This window comes from Bacterioplanes sanyensis (assembly GCF_002237535.1).
In the GTDB taxonomy this organism is placed as follows: Bacteria; Pseudomonadota; Gammaproteobacteria; order Pseudomonadales; family Oceanobacteraceae; genus Bacterioplanes; species Bacterioplanes sanyensis_A.
In genome coordinates this window covers 1,933,678-1,952,378 of the sequence record NZ_CP022530.1, presented here as the reverse complement: position 1 = coordinate 1,952,378, position 18,701 = coordinate 1,933,678, and the positions used below count along the sequence as shown (strand labels likewise).

Sequence of the window (18,701 nt, the reverse complement as noted above, 5' to 3'; positions counted from 1 at the left end):
TCTCCACAAGCGCAATGCGCTTTCACGAGCAACCGTCACGGCGTCTGATCGCAGTCGGGTGCAATAGCCAAACTACGCCAGCGGACCACTAGCCCACTAATGACAACCATAGTTATAACGGAAGCGCTTGTGAGCCCATCTGACGATGACCACCAACATAGTTTTTTCGATAACGCGCGCTCTTCGGCATTGCACTCAGAATTAAACATTAAATAAATACTGACAATTTCAGCAAATAACACAGACCATAAAGGGCGACACAGGCCATTACAAAAAAAACGCTAAAATAAATAAAACCGGCCATATTTGTCTGCTAAGGTCGGTCATACTCAGTCAAAGCAACAAGCTTGACTGTGCAGTTGTAGATACTGTTCTCAGTTTCAATAACGTCTACCAACATTATTGATACACCGGCGTCAGCGTCGGCATAGACTGGAACAGGCCCGACTCACAAGGTCGGTAATTTTAATGCAACATGCTTCTAGGAAGGAGGCCATCTATGACGGCTAGATCCCGCCATTGGCTATCATCTATCAGCGCTGGCAGCGCTATTTTTCTGTCTATTTTTTCATCTAATAATATTTTCGCACACGGTTATATTTCAGAACCCGTATCACGCAGTAAATTGTGTGCGACGGGTGTCAACAGCAATTGCGGCGCGATTCAGTGGGAGCCGCAAAGCGTGGAAGGCCCAGACCGCTACCCGCTGACTGGCCCCAAAGATGGTGAAATCGCCAGCGGTGGCAACGCTGGGTTTTCTCCATTAAATGTTCAAACCAGTAGCCGCTGGAGTAAAACAGCCATTTCTGGTGGTCCGATTGATGTTGAGTGGACCTTTACCGCTCCTCATGTCAGCCGTGATTTTCGCTACTTTATTACCAAGCCAGGTTGGAATCCCAATGAGCCGCTAACGCGTCAAAGCTTCTCACCCGACCCGTTCTGCAGTCATGACGGTAAACAACAACGTCCGGCCAACCCATTACGTCACAGCTGTTATTTACCAGAAAACCTCAGCGGTTATCATGTCATGCTCGGCGTGTGGGACGTGGGTGACACTGTAAACTCGTTTTATCAGGTGGTGGATTTAAATATTCTCAAAGGCGAGCAACCGCAGTGGCGAGACATTGGTGATATTCCACCGGGCCGGCAAGTGCTTGCAGGCGATACCGTCACCTTGCATCTGTTTGACCAGCAGCAACAAGTCAAGACACACGCCTGGGAATTCTCTGGCCAAGGCAACTGGAGCGAGAGTTTTGCCGAGTGGATTAACCGCAGTAATTTAGGCGTGCTGGCTGGTGTACTGGATGGTCAGGGCAACATTACTCCGGTGACAGGCTTAAACGATATTTTTGTTGCTAACGCCAGCTCTTTGCAACGCGCTGAAATCAGTGTGCAAAGTGATGAGCCAGTTAGCATTGATTTGTCGCTGAACAACTTGCAGCGCCAGTATCTGCTTAGCAGCGATTCGCTGACGCTCGACCTAGATTTGACCAGCCAGGCGGAGCTGCAGCTGGACGTCAGTATTTATCATGCTCAGCAGCTGGTCGCACGTTCAAGCGCCGCGTTAAACCAGCAACTGTCATTACCAATGACGCTGAAAACCCCACTGCCGGGTGATTATCAACTGATTATTGTCGCCAGCGATTCTAACTCGTCACGACAATTCAGTTATGACTTCAGCATCGCATTGGCCAATACCGATTACGACTATGTCTACCCTGCGCAGCACGAGCAATATAAAGCGGGCGATCGCGTACGTGGCAAAGATGGTCGTATTTATCAGTGCAAACCTTTCCCATATGCAGGGTGGTGCCGGATTTATCAGGCTGCTGACCCTGCTTATGCCCCCGGAGTTGGCCGCGCCTGGCAAGATGCCTGGGTGTTGATTAGCCAATAGGTAGCTAGGGCCTGATGAACCAGGCCCCAGTTCCGACTACTGCCCCACACCGTGGGGCAAACTTTCAGCACGACCTCTGATACAGCTGTTCGATATCGAAGTGGGGTTTTTAACCGTACAGGGAATAATGATGAAAAGAACAACCTGGATAAGCGCAGCAGTTATGGCTTTGGGTCTCAGCGGTGTCAGCACCGTACACGCAACAGAAGCACTTCACCCGCAATGGGTGAAAGTGGCGCAAGAGCACGAGTTTAGTGCAGATTACCAATGGGAAAGTGGCTGGAATAATTCTGGCTCTCATACCCTCACCATTGATCGTGCCGGTGCCAGCTTTATCAAAGTACACTTTGACCAGTTTCAACTGCCCGCAGGCATGACCCTGGTGGTCAGTAACAGCGACGGTAGTGAACAGTACCGTTACGCCGGTCACCAACCGTCATCCATGCAAAAGGCCACCCATGCAAGTAGTGGCGGCTTTGCTGCCATGTCGGTCAGTGCAGATCGCGTTCATATTCGTGTCGAAGGCACCCCCACGGGCAATGACAGTGCAAGCGTCAGCATCGGTCATTTACAGCAGGGTTTTTCTGAGTTGGAACTGAGCAGCGGCCCGGACATGTCCATCATGTCCACCTGCGGAATCATGGAGCGTCGTGACGTCATGTGCTGGGCCAACAGCCACCCGACAGAATTTGAGCGCTCACGTCCAACCGCGAAGCTATTATTTGGTGGCGGTGTTTGTACCGCTTGGCGCGTCGGTGAAGGCAACCGCGTGATGACCAATAACCACTGTATTTCCAGTGCCAACGACGTGGCTAACGCCGAAGTCTGGTTTAATTATCAGCACACGGATTGCAATGGCAATAGCTTGGCCACCGTCACCAAGGTCACCGGCGCACAGCTGCTGGCGACCGACTATGAACTCGACTTCACCCTATTCACTGTTAACAACTTTGAGCAAATTCAATCCTTTGGTCATTACGGCTTGGATGTGCGTGAGCCGGTGTTAGGAGAAGGCATTTTTATTCCGCAGCACGGTGCTGGCAATCCTAAAGAATTGTCGATTGAGTCAGACAAAAATAGCTCCGGACAATGTGAAATTGATGTTGCTGTTACGGGAGGCCGTGGCAGCAATACCGACACCGGGTATTTATGCGACACCATTGGTGGCAGCTCAGGTTCGCCAGTGTTGGCAGACTCCAGCAATAAAGTCATTGCCCTGCACCACTTTGGCGGCTGCCCCAATCAAGGTGTACTGATCGACCGTATCTGGCCAAAAATCAGTACCTTTTTTGATGGCATTCCAGACAACGATGGCGGTGACGGCGGCCAGCAAGCGCCGATCGCCAACTTCAGTGTCGCCACAGAAAAGCTCACCGCCGTCTTTAACAACCAAAGCAGCGACCGCGATGGCACCATAGAAAGCTACGCTTGGGACTTTGGCGATGGCAACACTGCCACCGATGCCAACCCAAGGCATACCTACGCTATGGCAGGCGATTACGACGTTAGCCTGACGGTGACCGACAATGACGGCCTGACTGATACCAGCCAGCAACGCATCACAGTGCAAGAAGATGATGGCATTCCGTTGCTAAACCCAGGTGAAACCGTCTCTGACCTGGCGCTACAGCGCGGGGAATGGCTGATGTACAAGGTCAAGTTACCGGCCGCGGCAAGCAATTTAAGCGTGCGCATGTCCGGTGGCTATGGCGATGCCGACCTTTACTTACGCGCCGCACAACAGCCGGATCGCGATAACTATGATTGCCGCCCTTATTCCAGTGGCAACAACGAGGCGTGTGACGTTGCCAGCCCCACGGCCGAGTACTACTACGTTGGTATTCGCGCATTTCGCAGTTTCTCTGGCGTCAGCTTACTGATGACCCATCAGTAACACCTACCCAACCACCGGCGGCTAGCCGCCGGTGCGTTTCCTATCCCACATGCCGGTGCTAGAGTAATAAGCACACATCAGCACATTGGGAGAATTCCGTGGCCAACGTAGTGGTATTTATTGCCCATGGGACAGAAGAAATCGAAGCGTTAACTTGCATCGACGTTTGCCGCCGCGCCGGCATCGACACCACCATTGCCGCCGTCGGCGACGAACTTCAGGTGAAGGCAGCACATGGCGTCACACTGACGGCAGATTGTTTAGCCGCAGACTGCGTCAATCAGACATGGGATGCCGTCATCTTGCCAGGCGGTATGCCTGGAGCGCAAAACTTGGCCGACAGCCCGGCCGTCAGCTCGGTGCTGGCGGAGCAACACCGTCAGCAAAAATGGATTGCCGCCATCTGCGCAGCACCCGCCGTGGTATTGGCAGGGCAACAGTTGCTGTCTGGCCGGCGAGCAACCTGCTACCCCGGGTTTGAAGAAGCCCTGCTGGAATCAGCCACCATGTGCGTGACCGAACCCATCATCGTTGATGGCCATTTCATTACCAGCCGCGGGCCTGCCACGGCGATGGTGTTTGCGCTCAGAGTGGTCGCCGCCGTTGCCGGCGACGAGGCTGCTCGGGCCATTGCCAAAGACCTTTTACTGGCGTAACCATTATGACGACTCAAACACGAATTCAACGCATCTTTGCCACCTTACTGACCCTGCTGGCACTGACAGCCCACAGCGAAGATAAGCAGGTCAGCATTGCCGTCGGTTCTTGGCCTCCGTTTTTAAGCCAGGAGCAACAGCACGACGGCTACGTGGCGCACCTAATTCGTGATGTGTTTGAGTCGCAAGGATATCAAGTCAGCATTCAGTTTATGCCCTGGGAGCGCGCTTATCGCGAAGCCGCCGCCGGGCAGCACGATGCCACCGCCGTGTGGATGGATAAAGAAGAGCGACGCCTGGACTTCTGGTACAGCGATCCGGTGCTCAGCGAAACCTTTGTGTTTTTTCATCGCAGCAGTGAGCCCTTTGATTGGCAAAACTACAGCGACTTATCCGACTTAACCCTGGGCGGTGGCATATCCTACAGCTATGGCGAAGCAATGGATCAAGCCATTCAGGATGGCACCATCACATTGCAACGGGTATCCACAACGTTACAGAATTTCAATCGACTGGCAGCGGGTTATATTGATGCCTTCCCTGAGGAAATGAGCGTTGGTTATTTCAATTTACGCCAACTGCCTCATGTGTATGACGAGATCCGTCATCACAGCAAGCCGATTTTGCAAAATAACAGTTTTGTACTGTTTCCTCGCGGCGAAGCAAAAAGCCAGCAGCTGCGTAAGGACTTTAATCAGGGATTACAGAAATTTCGCGACAGTGGCCGTTATCAAAACTATTACAATAATTTCAACGCCGGCCGCTACGATTTAAAACCCAACAGCGGTCAATGAAGACCGCCGCTGGTACTTAACAATTGGTAAATAACACTATTCACCACTGGCGATGGGTAACCCCGTCGATGCACGCGCGGCGATGTAGCGCTCGACACTGCCTTCTAGCAACGCCATCGGCATAGCGCCATTGCGCAGCATTTCGTCATGAAAATCCGCCAGGTTAAACTGCTCACCCAACTGCTGTTTGGCTTTTTCACGCAGTTCCAATATTTTCATCATACCGACTTTGTACGCCGTTGCTTGCCCAGGATTGACAATATAGCGTTCGATTTCGGACACCACGTCTGACATCGCAATTCCAGTATTGGCGGCCATATAATCGATGGCTTGTTCTCGCGTCCAGCGCTTGGCATGCAAACCGGTATCCACCACCAATCTGACCGCACGGAACAGCTCCGCCTGCAAACGCCCTACATTGTCAAACGGTTGGTCTTGCATGCCCATTTCCCAAGCAAGGTACTCAGCGTACAGAGCCCAGCCCTCGGTAAAGGCGGTGAATGGCGATGCTTTGCGCAAAAAAGGAATACCCTCAGCTTCCATCGCTAACGCAATCTGAAAGTGGTGTCCCGGTACAGCCTCATGGTACGCCAACGTGCGCATACCGTACTTAGGTGTGGCTTTAATATCGTACAAATTGGCAAAAAAACGTCCGGGACGGCTACCGTCAATGGATGGGTGCATGTAGTACGCGCCGGGAGCGGTTTTTTCTTTAAACTCAGGGATGCGCCGAACTTCCACACCCGCCTGTGGCGTGCGACCAAAAACACCGGCTAAGTTATCTTCGATCTCCGTAATAATATCGCGATAATCTTGCAGAATTTGCTCACGTCCTTGCGCCGTATCTGGATAATATTGATCTGAACGCTGGGCCAGAGCATCGATGGCGATGACAAAATCGTCACTATCACTCACACCTTGCTGCTGCAAAATATCCAGTATCTGGCGCTGAATGCGCGCAACTTCAGACAGTCCCATGGCATGAATGGCCTCCGGGCTTAATTCGGTGGTCGTTTGACGACGTAATTGATAGCGGTAATAGTCGTCGCCATCGGGAAGCTTCCAGACACCGTCATCGCTGCTGGTATTAGGACGGACGGCAGTGAAATAGTCGATTAATCCCTGATAGGCTGGATACACTTGCGACTGTATCGCCACCTCAGTGGCGGCCAATAACTCTTCGTGCTGACTCGTGGCCACCTCAGATTCCGCCAACCGCTTGGCCAACGAGGTGTAGAGAATATTATCTTTGGCGGGTGTGTTCACAAACCCGCTCATTTCATCGAGTACGCGATCCACCACAAAACGTGGTGGCAACACGCCGCGCTGCTCACGTTGCTGCAAGCCTTTTAATAGCTGTTGAAACTGCAGCTCCACCGCACCTAGCCGAGCTAAGTAATGTTCCACCGACGTCAAATCAGTAACTTGATGTTGTGAGTCCATAAAGCTTGGAAACCAGTTCTGAACTCCAAACAATTGGTTGACCGGATAGTCGTGAAAGCGAAAACGATAGCCGTCTATTTGCTGGTCCAGCAGATACAGGGCAATGGCTTTGGACAAACGTTCCTGCTCGGTCAGTGCGGCATCGTCGTATTGCAACAATACTTCACGTCCGGCAATCATGCGTTGATGTTGCTCGTCGCGACGCTCAGGGCTTAAATCGTTCAGTTTTGCATTGTGGCCATCTATGCCGACGGTTTCCAAAAAGCCTAACGACGTCAGATTCTGTGGTTCAGTTAACGCCTCTTTTAACAGTTCACGGTTTAGAAAGTTGTTCAAATAAACCGGCTTTTCGGCATACCACTCGTGGGCGGCAAACCCACTGGCCAATACCACGGCAGACAAGCTGACAGCGCCCGTCCATTTCAGTAAACGCTTCATCGCGATGCTTTCCTTAGATTTCAACACGCCGCCATCATACGGTTGAGTTTTGCACGGCGACAAGGGCCCAACGTTCCACTTAGGCGGCATCTTTCACCCAGGCAGAACATCTGATGACAAAATGGTCAAAAGCTAGAAAGTAGTCTGGGTTCGATAGCGAACGTGCGGTAGGACAGGCAGAAGTGAGGCGACGATGACAAGCACATGACTCCTGACTGAATACAGAGGGCAGCTGCCCGCTCCCACGAGCAAGCATCATGCTATACGCCAAAGCCAATTAGCAGCCCGTGCAAAGCCAACTAAGGCACAGTGCCAACCACCTTGGTGCTACCAAATGCATCTTGATGTCGTAGCGCTTCCGCAACGGATTAGGAATCAGGGACTTGCTCGCACATTGCTTGCAAACTGGCATTATCGAGTATGGAGAACGAAGCAATCCGCAGCTGATATTCCCCTAATTTGCCAGCCATTTGTTCAGATAACGGAAACTGCACTTGCCCGCGGTCACCGGGAAATATACTGCCCAAATCGGATAACCACTTGGTTTCGCTGGCAATAGCAATGCCGGCATCGTCCACCAAGGAGACCTCGAGGTGAATCTTACTGATGGTGTAAGGGCTATTATTGTCGATGGCGGCGGATAATATTGGTACCGATTGCCCAGTATTGACACGAAAACCGCTCACCTGCACTTGATCACTCACGGTGCCAGCTAAATAACGCTGGGCTTCTTGCTCGCCAGACATTTCTATCAGCGTTTTCACACCACCAATACCGGCGTTCACTATGCCGCCCACCGCTGCCAACAATAAAAACAGCGTGCCAAGCAAATAACACGTAGCTATCCACCATACAGAGTTGCGTTTATAAACGATTTGAGAATCAGTCATGGTGCATCCTTGATGATAAAAAAAGCGGCCGATTGGCCGCCTTTTCTCTACAACTCGTCTGAGTTGGATTACGCCGCTGCCAGCTTCGGTGAATCACCATAGCGGTTGTCTTCATCACGACTATCTTGCACTAGGAATACCAGTAAAATAATCGCGCCAACCAATGGCACCAGCGAGATAAGCATCCACCAACCACTGCGGTTGGTATCGTGTAAACGACGAACACCAACTGAAATCGACGGGATCAGCATCGCCAGCGCGTATACCATCAGGATGATGCCAGAAGCGCCCACCGCAAAATCTATCGCCGCACTGATTGCATAGAAAATGATGTAGAACAATACAAACATCCAATACTCTTTGCGGCGAGCACGATCAGAGAAGTTAAAATAGTTTTTTAGAGCATTGATATACCAGTTCATGGCTTATCTCCATATAACAAGAGGCGAGGAATGGCGCCAGAGCGTAGCGTCCTTGCGCCGGTGTCAGGAAAAGTAAGTGTTTCTTGCGCCAAGATCAACCACTGTGGCGCAAAAAATCATCGCATTGTTGACGCCATCACAATCGTGCCCATTATCAATATTGATAGCTGCCGCCCAGCATCAACCAATAGGCATCAAAATCACTACTTTGCTGGTAAAACGCCGCGCTGGCATCCAGACGCCATTGCGGCCAGGGTCGCCACTGCGCCCCGAGTTGAGCGTGCCAAGCGGTGTATTCGCCCAAGCGCTGATCACTGCTGCCGTATTCACGTCCATCAAAGACGATGTCGCTGCCATCGGCATCTTTATAGAAGAAGGCCGCTTGCTGCTGATACACGCGCATAACGGGCAATACCGTCAGTTGATCGCTTACCGGAATATCCAATGCCCAGTTCAGGGTATGACTGGCGATGCCCCAATCGTCGTCGAAGTAGCGATAGTTCAATTGACTGGTAATACCGCTATTCCATTGCCACACATGCAGTGCGCCCACTCCGCCACCGGTGCGCTGATCTGGCCGCTCTTCTGCCGCCAGCAGCCATTCGCTGCGATCAATGCGTTGGTCGTTGTTCAGGTCGATGCCGCGCACAATGGTTTGGTAATGATTGCTCAAATATCCGCGATCGTGGTTGATGTAAGCCGACAAAGACAGATGTGCTTTATCGGACAGCACCTGGCTGACGCTGACTTCGGCATCCCACATCAGATTATCGTCAATGTACTGGTCGGCATAGCCGTCGGTAAAAACATACGACTCGTTATAAATCACCGACGCACCAACCGAGTAAGAGCGATTTTTCCGCCGATCAGCCCACCATAACTGCGAGACACTGGCGCTGGAACTGGTGTAATCCTCTTCCTTTGAAAAACTTGCACCGACCGTCAGTTCATTGCGCAGCGCATCGCGCATTAACAAGGAAGCATTTACCGAACGGCGAATATCCTCTAATTCAACATTCTGGCGGCGATAGTCAGCGTTTGGATCAAACCCCAATATCAGCTTGTCACTTTTTTCATCGGCCAGCGCCACTTGTTGCTGACGCGCTTGCGCATCCTGCTGCGTCAGTACTGCGGTATTTGACCTCAATGTTGGCGAGGCGCCGGAAATGGCGTCGTAACCGACGTCCATACTGAAATCGTAGTCCACACCAAAGGAATGTTTGAACGCTGCCACGTGATCTTCCACCGTGACTCGGTCGTCACTCTCCACGTAATACAACGCATGATATGACCACTCACCCGCGGCAATACACACGGTGTGTAGCAGCATACTGAACAAAAGCACCCAAGCGGTAGCCGTGCGCACCGACAGACTAATTGCAGCCACAGCCACCCCCGCCAATGCCAGTACCACCCCGGGTATTTTCTTTCGACGCAAACACTTTTTGATTAAATTTTGCCACCGCAGGCAACCTGCCCGCTGGTTTCATTTCCGGCTCCGCCAGAATGGCTTTTTGCCAAGGTTTTACCGGCTCAATACCGAGCCAAGACTCATAACTTGACCAGCCAGAGGGAGCAGGAAGTTGCGCATTTTCCAGTAACGACATACTTGCCAGTGGCGGAAGGGTTGGCGCAGTAAGGCGGGGGCTATCGCTGGGCGCAACATACACCACACGAATATCGGCAACGGCTGAGGTGCTCAGCAACAGCAATAACATGAGCCAGACACCCGCATTCATAAACTCACACCCAGCTGTTGAATATCGCTTCGAATCACGTCATCGATATGAGGTATGGCGCCGAGGCGGCGCCCTTTTATCTGGCCATTGACCACGTAATACAACGCCGGCATGCCCAGTGGTGCGAAGGCCCCTATCACCCGCCCCTGTGTGTCGTTAACAATGGGAAACTCCAACCCCAGCGAGCGCTGAAAGGCCTCTGCAACCGCCACATCTTCATCCACATCGACACCGACAAAGCGTACTTGCGAGTTGTCTTTTAATTGGTTAAACAGCTGATTTATTTCTGGCAGCTCAATGCGACACGACACACACCATTGAGCAAAAAAATCCACCACGTACACCACATCCGCGTCACCAAACAGCTCTTGGTGCAAGTCTTGTGGCAGTGCTTCCCCCACTTCCAACGCACTCGCCTGGGTCGACACCAAAACCGATAGCAACAAGGTGAATAACCAATGTTTCATCATCTCTCCTAATTTTTAAAAATAAATCCATAAGTTAAATCAATCCGACCGTCATTAAGCGCACCCGCCTTTGGCCGGACTCGGCAATAATGTCGTTAAAAATCTGGTTTAAATCGTCAACATTACTGGCGGTGCGCATTTGCTCGGCAAAGCAACGACGAAAATAGTGATCATCGGCCAATACGCTGTCGGCAATATCAAAACCGACAAACCATAAGTTAATGCCAGCGTCTCGCGCCCGATCGCACAGCCCGGCATCGACCAAGGCCGACATTTCACTGCCTTGGGTGTCGCTGCCATCAGTGAGCAATACCAGCGTTTTGGCGCTGTCAGGGCGAGGTAACCCCTCCAACGTCCAACGACCACTCCAGTTCGCCAGCAAGGTACGAATTCCCCAAATCATGCCAGTAGCACTGCGTGTACTGCTGCCATCGGCATCCGGTAATTGACGAATATTTTGTTCAATTAATAAGCGATCCAATGTCGGTGGAAAAATCGCCGCTTGCGGACAGTTAGGAGATAGAAATTCACCGCCACGCTGAGGAGTGGTGGGTACGGTTAATAAACGATCGTTGTAAAATGTTTGCGCGACAATATCCGCCGCGTTGAGCACCGCATCCAAACCGGAAAATGCATCAATACACAGCGACTGGGTATAAGATTGTGGCAACCACAATGCGCCGTTAATCGACACACCTTCGTGATAGGGAACCATGCCCACAGCAGCACTGGCAGGCAGGGTTTCCAATAAGCTCAACACCGTGTTTTGCAGCTGGGCCAAGCTGCTGTCGCGACCGCCTCCGGCCAGGGAATTCCCCATAGAACTCGACACATCAACAACAAAAGAGATGTCCATATTCCCGCCTTGGTGCTGATATTCCGCCTGAGCACGGTAAGACATAACAAAGGGCTGCCAACGGCGGATTAAATCATCCAGAAATAACGCATCGACGGTGAGCTCTGCGCTCACATCAACAAACCCCTCGTGTACCTCGAAGCGCATGTGCGGTCGTTGCAGCGATTGCGGAAAATAAAATTCCGCCAAGTGCTCGAGCGTCGCCTGCCCCTGCAATAATTCACCACTGCGCTGTACACGCTGTGCCAGCAGTAGGCTGCCTTGGCGGGTCAGTTCTGCCAACTTTTGGCGTTGCTGCAGCCATTGGCTGACGTCCGCCGCACCCAGCCCCAAGGTGCACACCAAGGCGGTGCATAAACACAACATGATGGCCGCCTGGCCGCGCTGCGCCTTCATCGCGCCACCGTCATACTGCTGGCGCGCAGGCCGGTTAGTTCGCGCGCCGGAATAAAGCGCGAGATTAAATAGCCAGGCAATGGCGCGCATACAGTCACGACCCACAAAGTGGTCGGCTGTTCATCACCTTGAGTTAGTTGCAATAAGCGCTCAGCCTGCTGCTGTTCACGGTTGGCCGGGCAATCGGCAGACTGCCAGCTGTGACGCTGCGCCAGCGATAGCTGCAGCACGCTGTAAGCCAGAGACTGATCGCCGTCGTCTTCGTCGTTGTCAGGCCATTGTTGTTGCAACCAGCGTTGCCAGTCGCCCATCTCTGCCCCGGCTGTATCGCTCTCGGAATCGTGCGACTCTGCCGCCAGCAACATGGCCCAGTCGTGACTGAGTTGCTGCAAACGCTGCTGCTGTTGTACCCAGACCGACAAGTCGCTGAGCAACCACCACAGCAATAAGGCAAATGGCAGCAAAATGGCCAGCTCTATTTCCGCCACGCCTCGTTGCTGGGAACGCTGACAGATCATGGACGGCGCTCCCAGATCACGTGACGCTGCAACTGCAGCGCAATGCTCTGGCGGCTAAGCAGTTCGATGTCGAAACGCCAGCGAAGCGCCAGTGTATGTGGGTCATCACCCTCGTTTTGCTCACGCACATGGCCTGCGCTGGCGTAGGCCTGGTAATCCAGCTGTTGCAGCTGCACCGCGCTGAGCAGTGGCATGTCTTGCGCCCATTGCTGCCAACGCTGTTGCAACTCCGCCGATGTGGCCAACGGCTCACTCAGCTGCAGCATGCGGCTACTGTCGGCCACGCCTTCGATCAATAAAGCTCGAATTAGCAGCACTCGCCCGACCTCCAGCGAGGTCAGTATCACCACCATTAGCACCGGCAATAACATCATAAAGCCAATGGCCCCGCTTCCGCGCTGAGCTTTCATGGCGATACTCTCTTGGCTTGTCCCGTGCCAGCATTGCCGCCTCCAGCACTGGTAACCTGTGTGCTGTAGCCACTTCCAATGTCATCGGTACTGTCGCTAGCGCTGGCGCCGTCATGGCTGGTGTGCACCAGCCGGGTGGCTGAGGTGGGTGAGGTGGGTGACAGGGATTGGTAATAGGTCAGCTGAGCTTGCCATTCATCACGGCTTAAAGCAGAGCGGCTTAGCCATTGAGCGGCATCGTTATGACGCTGCGCCAGCACCAACGACAGCGTGGTTAACTCGCGCGCCGCCGCCGGACAGTCATCCGGGCTAATACAAATGCCATGCAACTGCTGCAACGCTTGTGCGGGTTGCTGCTGCAGCAAGGCCAACAGCGCCAGGTTGTAGCTGTGCTGCCAGCGCTGTGGCTGCCACTGCCGCAACCGTTCAAACAGAGATTTTGCCAATGGGTACTGGCGCTGCTGCAACGCCAGTCGTGCCTGCATGGCGGCGCACTGAGGCCAGCGAGCATCGACGGAAATCCCCTCCAGCTGGTGCTGGGCGGCTGACCATTGCTGCTCATCCATCAACTGCGCCGCACGAGCACAGGCCCAGCCATGGCGCGGCCAGCGAGCTGTCGAACGCTGCCGTTCGGCATTGGTTGGCGTGGAGGACATATATACTGGCGATGGCACTGGCGATAGCAGCTCATTGGCCAGCTGCCACTGTGCCGTGCGGCGGTACAACCAAAACAGTGCCTGACGGCTGGCCGTATCTTCGTGGGCGCTCAATGACTGGCGGTAAAGGCTGATCGCCAAGCTGGCATTGCCCTGCTGCTCCGCGCGTTGTGCTAAGCGCAGCAGACGCTGATCATCCAGCGCAGCAGCTGGCGCAGACAGATCGCCGTGGCTAGCGCAACCGACTAATGTTAGTACCAAGGTTAAAGCCAACATAAAGGCCATCAATAACCTCGGCCCACGCACGACTGTGCGTTGAAAACCCCTGTGTCCTTGCTGTGATCGAGCCCACTGCACACTCACACTTTGTACACCCAGCGTCTGCAACATCAGCCCTGCCCTCCTAACTGTCGCAGCAGCAATAGCAATGCCGGCCCAGCCAGCAGCACCACCAGTGGCATAATGATGAATAACATCAACGGCAGCGCCATATGCCCGGGTACACGAGCCATGTGCTCTTCCACCTCTAACATGTGCAAGGTGCGGCTGTGCTGGCCTAGGTCGCGCAAGCCTGCCGCCAATGGTGTGCCGTATTCATCGGCCTGTGTGATCAGCCAGCTGAGCTGGCGAAAATCCTGTAACGGAATGCGTTCGGCCAACCGAGCAAACGCCTGACGGCGCTCACTGACCACGCGCAAATCATCGTCTAAGCGCTGCAGATGACGTGCTAATGCTGGTTGCAGCGTCGTTATTTCCGTACTCAAACGGGGGAGCGCACGATCCAATGTCAGCCCAGCCTCTAAGCACAAAGACAACAGCTCCAATAACTCAGGTAACTGCGCGCGGCTGTCACGCAAGGTGGTGTGTGCTTGGCGTCGCAGCCACATGTCCGGCAACATTTGCAGCAGCAGCGCCGCAGCCACCGCCAGCAGCAGGTTCGTCGGCTGCAGCGATGATGGCCATAGCAGCAACAACGCAAATAACAACAGCAACGCCTTACTGCTCCAAAACACAGTGCCCAACCAAGGTTGCGACAACGCCGCGACCTGCGCGTGCTGCTGCATCGCAGCGGGCAATGGCCACTGCCACCAAGGCGCAGCGGCAGCGTCTGGTTGCCATGGCTGTAACCGCCGCAACCAGCGCTGGCGACGCTGCTGGCGCCAGCCAGCCCAACCGAACAGCACCACAGCGACAGCAAATAAAGCCGTGCTCCAACTCATCGCGCAGCCCTCAGCAGCAACAGCCGAATCACTGCCAGCCCCAGCAACACACTGGCCACGGCATAGCCGAGCATGCTCTGGCCGCTGCTATCGTGCAGTAAAAACGCCACGTGACTCGGGCTTAGCCAAAATAGGGCGACAAACATCAACAGCGGAATCAATGCCACCACATTGGCGGCCATGCGCGGCTCACTGGTGAGAGTTTGCAGCTTTTGCTGGGCACGCTGCCTGGCTTTTAACTGCTGACTTTGACTGGCCAACACCTGACTTAAGCGGCCACCTGTTTCGATATTCAGCAGCAGCGCCAAGCAGAAAAAACGGTAGCTGCGCAGCGGTAAGCGCTCGCCTGCTTGCTCTAACACCTGCTCGATGGGATCACCAATGCGCAAGCGCTGCAGTAGCCAGCCAAACTCGTCTGCCAATGGCGCGGGCAATTCTTCACCAATTTGGCTAAGCGCCTGCTGCAACCCCAGACCCGCGGCAGTGGCACGCGACAGTTGCTCCAGCGCTTGTGGCAATTGCTGCTCACATTGCTGCAACCACTGTCGATGGCTCCACAGCAGCTGGGCCACCAGCAAAATCACCGCCGCACACAGCCAGCTGAGCAGCAGGTAAATGGTGGTTAATGAAGGCCACAGCATGTTCACCAGCAGCATCAATGCGGCCAGCGACAACTGGCTAATAACCAACACAGTGCGCTGGTGTTGCCAAACAAACGCCGTTGGCCAAAGCCCTCTTGCTTGCAGCCAGTGTTGCCACTGGCCTTGGTGTTGAAACAGATGGCTGGGGTCTAGGCGCGCCGTGGCATTTAAGCGGCTCAGGCGCTGGCGCCAGGGCGCTCGGCGCCACTCCAAACCTGCTGCCAGCAGCAACAGACCCACCCCCAAGGCCAACAACACCAGATTCATGTCATCGCCCCGGAAGTGCAGCTCAGCAATGCCTGAGACAGGCCCCAGGCCTGAGCGCGCTGCAATAACTGTGGACGAATCGCATGGGCGACAAAGCGCCCTTGGTCACTGTCATCGAGCAGCTGATAACTGAACAATTCCTGCAGTTGAATTCTGTCCGCTTCGATGCCGCACACTTCACTGATGCAGGTGACCCGGCGGCGTCCATCGCGACCACGGTTAACCTGAACGATCAGATCCAAGGCACTGCTCATCTGACGACGAATGGCAGACAGCGGAATATTGCTTTGCGACATCAGCAATAGATTTTCCAGCCGCGTTAGGGCATCACTGGGGCTATTGGCATGCAGGGTCGACATGGAACCGTCATGACCTGTATTCATCGCCTGCATCATGTCGAACGCTTCTACCGAGCGCACTTCGCCCAGCACAATGCGATCCGGTCGCATGCGTAAGGCGTTTACCAGCAGCTCTTGCTGGCCGATGCCCGACGTTCCTTCAGCACTGGCCGGGCGTGTTTCCAGCCGCACCACATGCGGCTGCTGCAGCGCCAGCTCGGCGGCGTCTTCAATGGTGACAATGCGCTCGCCGTCATCGATATTGAGCGACAACGCATTCAGCAACGAGGTTTTGCCCGCACCGGTACCACCAGAGATCAAAATGTTGGCACGGCTGCGAGTGGCAATGCGCAATACCTCTGCCATGTCAGCCGTCATCGCACCCAAACTGACCAAACGCGCCAGATCAAAGCCATGTGGATTGAACTTACGAATGGAAATGGTGGTGCCGTCCAGCGCCAGTGGCGGGATAACAATATTCACCCGGCTGCCGTCAGCCAGTCGGGCATCCACCATCGGCTGGCTGTCGTCGATGCGTCGACCAACGGCCGCCGCGATACGGCGCGCGACCTGGCGTACGTGGGTTTCATCAAAAAACTGCACCTCGGTCAGGCGCAATTGACCATGGCGCTCGACATACACCTGCTGGCAGCCATTTACCAACACGTCACTGATGTCGTCATCGTCCAGCAATGGCTGCAGTGGGCCAAAGCCCAGCATGTCGTCGAGCAAAATATCCGTTAGGCGTTGCTGATCCTGACCGCTCAGCGGCAGTTTTAACTCACTGGCCAGTGCTGTTGTTTCGGTCAGCAGCATACTGCGCAAGGCGGTGCGCGAGAGCTGCAAGGCGGCACTGGCATCCAAACGCTGCAACAAGGTTTCACGCACCTGACGCAAGGCATCGCTTAACATCGCCGGGCGCTGTTTGCCGCTATTTTGCGCTGCCGTGCCTGTACTGGCCATGTTGGTTGCATTGGCCATGTTGGTTGTAGCGGCTGGCACTGGCGTTTCTGCGGTAGCCACTTTATCGGTACCTACGGCACTGTCGCGTCGACCAAACATCAGCTGCGCACTCCAACTGGCAACCAACGTCTGCGCTGTCTTGCACTGTGCCCGGTCAATACCAACTGCAGTGGTTGCAAACTGCGCACAAACCGCCCGCGCTTGAGCGGTTTGCCCAGCTCCTGTGCTTGGCGCACACTGCGATCATGGGCCAGCCAACTGACCTGATGCGGGCTCAGCCCGGTGTGTTGCAGCACTTCTTCGGGCAATAGCGTCGGCCGGTCGTGGGCCGCATTGATTAACCAGCGAACTTGGCCCTGACACTCAGCGACCAACTCTAAACTGCGCTGAATATCGCGCACCCCGCGCACGCTGGCTTCTGCCACCAACAGCACATCATTGGCCTGTTGCCACCAAGGCTGTAGCTCCGCTTGCCACAGTTGGTGGCTGGGCAGGTCCCACATCAATGCACTGAAGCAAGGCGACAAACGCTGACGCACACGGGTTAACTGGGTCGCGTTTAACCATTGCCCATGGGCCAAGGTTTTAAACAGCGTGCGCCGCGTCCCCAGACTTTGGCCAGCGCGCTGAATAAACAATTCATCCACGTCCATGTCATCCAGCCAGATACGCGCAAACGCATCGTTGGCGGTTTGACCGACGTACAGATCCAAGCCACCGGCCAGCGGATTGGCGTCCACCAAGCCAAGGTGCATGCCGACATGGTCACTCAGCAAACGACTGAGTTGAGCAACAATGGTACTGGCGCCAACGCCGCCGCTGAGTCCTGCGACCACCATTTGCCGGCAATGCAACGCATCCACCGTATTGCTGCCAGCGTCCGCCAGCAGCGGCAAAATATGTTGGCGCAGCTCGGCTGGCGTGGCTGGCAACGGCACATAATCACTCACCCCCAATGCAGTCAGACGCTTAAAAAACGCTACGTCCTGACGCGCTCCCAACGCCAAAACCCGAGTGCCTGCGGCGCAAACATCCGCCAATGCCAACAGCGCCGCCACCGCATCCGACTCGTATTCATACCCCGACAAATCCAATATCAATAATCGCGGCGACGCCTGTTGCTGGTAGCGTGAGCGCGCTTGCTCCAGGCCTTGTTGATTAACCGAGAATTGCAGTTGCGGCAGTGCTACCAGCAGCTGTTCCAGCTGCTGCGCGATGCCAGGCTCAGTCACATACGCATGACATTGCTGCATTTAACGTCCCTCCATGGTCAGCGAGGTGCGACGATCGCCGGGCAAGTCGCGATGATTGCGCTGGTATTCCAGCGCTTGTATGGCTTCACGGCCGTGAACGCCAGCGGCGCTTTTATCACCGCTATACAGATGGCGTGGTTGCGCCAGCATTTGCAGTAAATTACTGCGATTGGCACAACCGATGGATGACTGACAGTTCAAGCCTTGCGGCTGAAACCACTCGACCAACGCCACCAGTGCTTGCTGCTCGTCTTGTTTTAACCGCTTGCGCAAATCGTGGCGCACCTGAATGCGATCATCACTGACACCCCACTCGCGCAATTGCTCTATCGTTCGTGCCAGCGCCGCTGGCTGAGTGCTGATAAGAGCAATGCTGTAATCACTGAGCCGCGGTTGGCTGAGCAAAAACTGTTGCAATGCAACGCCATCGTCACGAATAACAAAACGCTGTTGTTTGACCGCCAGCTGAGGTTGCGACAGCACTGGTGCTGATGCCACAACACTCGCCACCACAAACAGCAAAAATAACCGCAAAGATTTCAT

The 18,701-nt window shown here is 54.3% G+C and carries 19 protein-coding genes; 4 read left to right on the top strand and 15 right to left on the bottom strand.

The window, feature by feature from the left end; genetic code table 11:
- The first annotated feature begins 499 nt into the window (after positions 1–499).
- The 4 genes from CHH28_RS09230 (at position 500) to CHH28_RS09215 (ending at position 5,241) form a co-directional block, all read left to right on the top strand.
- On the top strand, positions 500–1,897 hold the full coding sequence (locus CHH28_RS09230) for a lytic polysaccharide monooxygenase (protein WP_157729853.1): 1,398 nt from the start codon (positions 500–502) through the stop codon (positions 1,895–1,897).
- A 163-nt stretch (positions 1,898–2,060) separates the two neighbouring features.
- A complete protein-coding gene (locus CHH28_RS09225; protein WP_199244043.1) occupies positions 2,061–3,791 on the top strand; it encodes a PKD domain-containing protein in 1,731 nt (576 codons plus the stop codon).
- 98 nt (positions 3,792–3,889) lie between these two features.
- Complete coding sequence (locus CHH28_RS09220; RefSeq protein ID WP_094060037.1) at positions 3,890–4,447, top strand: DJ-1 family glyoxalase III; 558 nt, start codon at positions 3,890–3,892, stop codon at positions 4,445–4,447.
- A 5-nt stretch (positions 4,448–4,452) separates the two neighbouring features.
- A complete protein-coding gene (locus CHH28_RS09215) occupies positions 4,453–5,241 on the top strand; it encodes a substrate-binding periplasmic protein (RefSeq protein ID WP_094060036.1) in 789 nt (262 codons plus the stop codon).
- Positions 5,242–5,277: 36 nt separating this feature from the next.
- Here the strand turns inward: CHH28_RS09215 and CHH28_RS09210 are convergent, their stop codons facing one another.
- The 15 genes from CHH28_RS09210 to CHH28_RS09140 all read right to left on the bottom strand — a co-directional run bounded on the left by CHH28_RS09210 (position 5,278) and on the right by CHH28_RS09140 (position 18,701).
- Positions 5,278–7,122, bottom strand: a complete 1,845-nt coding sequence (locus CHH28_RS09210; protein WP_094060035.1) for a DUF885 domain-containing protein — start codon at positions 7,120–7,122, stop codon at positions 5,278–5,280.
- 368 nt (positions 7,123–7,490) lie between these two features.
- Positions 7,491–8,012: a hypothetical protein gene (locus tag CHH28_RS09205; RefSeq protein WP_094060034.1), complete on the bottom strand. Its 522-nt coding sequence runs from the start codon at positions 8,010–8,012 to the stop codon at positions 7,491–7,493.
- Between the two features lie 68 nt (positions 8,013–8,080).
- A complete protein-coding gene (locus tag CHH28_RS09200) occupies positions 8,081–8,434 on the bottom strand; it encodes a DUF805 domain-containing protein (RefSeq protein WP_094060033.1) in 354 nt (117 codons plus the stop codon).
- Positions 8,435–8,588: 154 nt separating this feature from the next.
- Positions 8,589–9,821: a DUF3570 domain-containing protein gene (locus tag CHH28_RS09195; RefSeq protein ID WP_094060032.1), complete on the bottom strand. Its 1,233-nt coding sequence runs from the start codon at positions 9,819–9,821 to the stop codon at positions 8,589–8,591.
- Positions 9,808–10,173 carry a DUF4266 domain-containing protein gene (locus tag CHH28_RS09190; RefSeq protein WP_094060031.1) on the bottom strand — a complete coding sequence of 122 codons (366 nt, stop codon included), beginning with the start codon at positions 10,171–10,173 and terminating at the stop codon, positions 9,808–9,810. Before CHH28_RS09190 ends, CHH28_RS09195 begins: the two co-directional genes overlap by 14 nt.
- Positions 10,170–10,640 (bottom strand): TlpA family protein disulfide reductase, encoded by a 471-nt coding sequence (locus tag CHH28_RS09185; RefSeq protein WP_199244042.1) that lies wholly within the window; start codon positions 10,638–10,640, stop codon positions 10,170–10,172. The genes CHH28_RS09190 and CHH28_RS09185 overlap by 4 nt, the downstream gene beginning before the upstream one ends.
- Positions 10,641–10,674: 34 nt before the next feature.
- Positions 10,675–11,892, bottom strand: a complete 1,218-nt coding sequence (locus CHH28_RS09180) for a TadE/TadG family type IV pilus assembly protein (protein WP_094060029.1) — start codon at positions 11,890–11,892, stop codon at positions 10,675–10,677.
- A complete protein-coding gene (locus tag CHH28_RS09175; protein WP_094060028.1) occupies positions 11,889–12,410 on the bottom strand; it encodes a TadE/TadG family type IV pilus assembly protein in 522 nt (173 codons plus the stop codon). Before CHH28_RS09175 ends, CHH28_RS09180 begins: the two co-directional genes overlap by 4 nt.
- Positions 12,407–12,820 carry a TadE/TadG family type IV pilus assembly protein gene (locus CHH28_RS09170; protein ID WP_094060027.1) on the bottom strand — a complete coding sequence of 138 codons (414 nt, stop codon included), beginning with the start codon at positions 12,818–12,820 and terminating at the stop codon, positions 12,407–12,409. The genes CHH28_RS09175 and CHH28_RS09170 overlap by 4 nt, the downstream gene beginning before the upstream one ends.
- Positions 12,817–13,866, bottom strand: coding sequence for a tetratricopeptide repeat protein (locus tag CHH28_RS09165; RefSeq protein ID WP_094060026.1), 1,050 nt, complete (start codon positions 13,864–13,866; stop codon positions 12,817–12,819). The genes CHH28_RS09170 and CHH28_RS09165 overlap by 4 nt, the downstream gene beginning before the upstream one ends.
- The gene (locus CHH28_RS09160; protein WP_094060025.1) at positions 13,866–14,696 is read right to left on the bottom strand and encodes a type II secretion system F family protein; all 831 of its coding nucleotides are present in this window, start codon (positions 14,694–14,696) and stop codon (positions 13,866–13,868) included. The genes CHH28_RS09165 and CHH28_RS09160 overlap by 1 nt, the downstream gene beginning before the upstream one ends.
- Positions 14,693–15,604, bottom strand: a complete 912-nt coding sequence (locus tag CHH28_RS09155; RefSeq protein WP_094060024.1) for a type II secretion system F family protein — start codon at positions 15,602–15,604, stop codon at positions 14,693–14,695. Before CHH28_RS09155 ends, CHH28_RS09160 begins: the two co-directional genes overlap by 4 nt.
- Positions 15,601–17,004, bottom strand: coding sequence for a CpaF family protein (locus CHH28_RS09150; protein WP_094060023.1), 1,404 nt, complete (start codon positions 17,002–17,004; stop codon positions 15,601–15,603). Before CHH28_RS09150 ends, CHH28_RS09155 begins: the two co-directional genes overlap by 4 nt.
- On the bottom strand, positions 17,004–18,158 hold the full coding sequence (locus CHH28_RS09145) for an AAA family ATPase (protein WP_094060022.1): 1,155 nt from the start codon (positions 18,156–18,158) through the stop codon (positions 17,004–17,006). The genes CHH28_RS09150 and CHH28_RS09145 overlap by 1 nt, the downstream gene beginning before the upstream one ends.
- Positions 18,159–18,701, bottom strand: coding sequence for a hypothetical protein (locus CHH28_RS09140; RefSeq protein WP_094060021.1), 543 nt, complete (start codon positions 18,699–18,701; stop codon positions 18,159–18,161).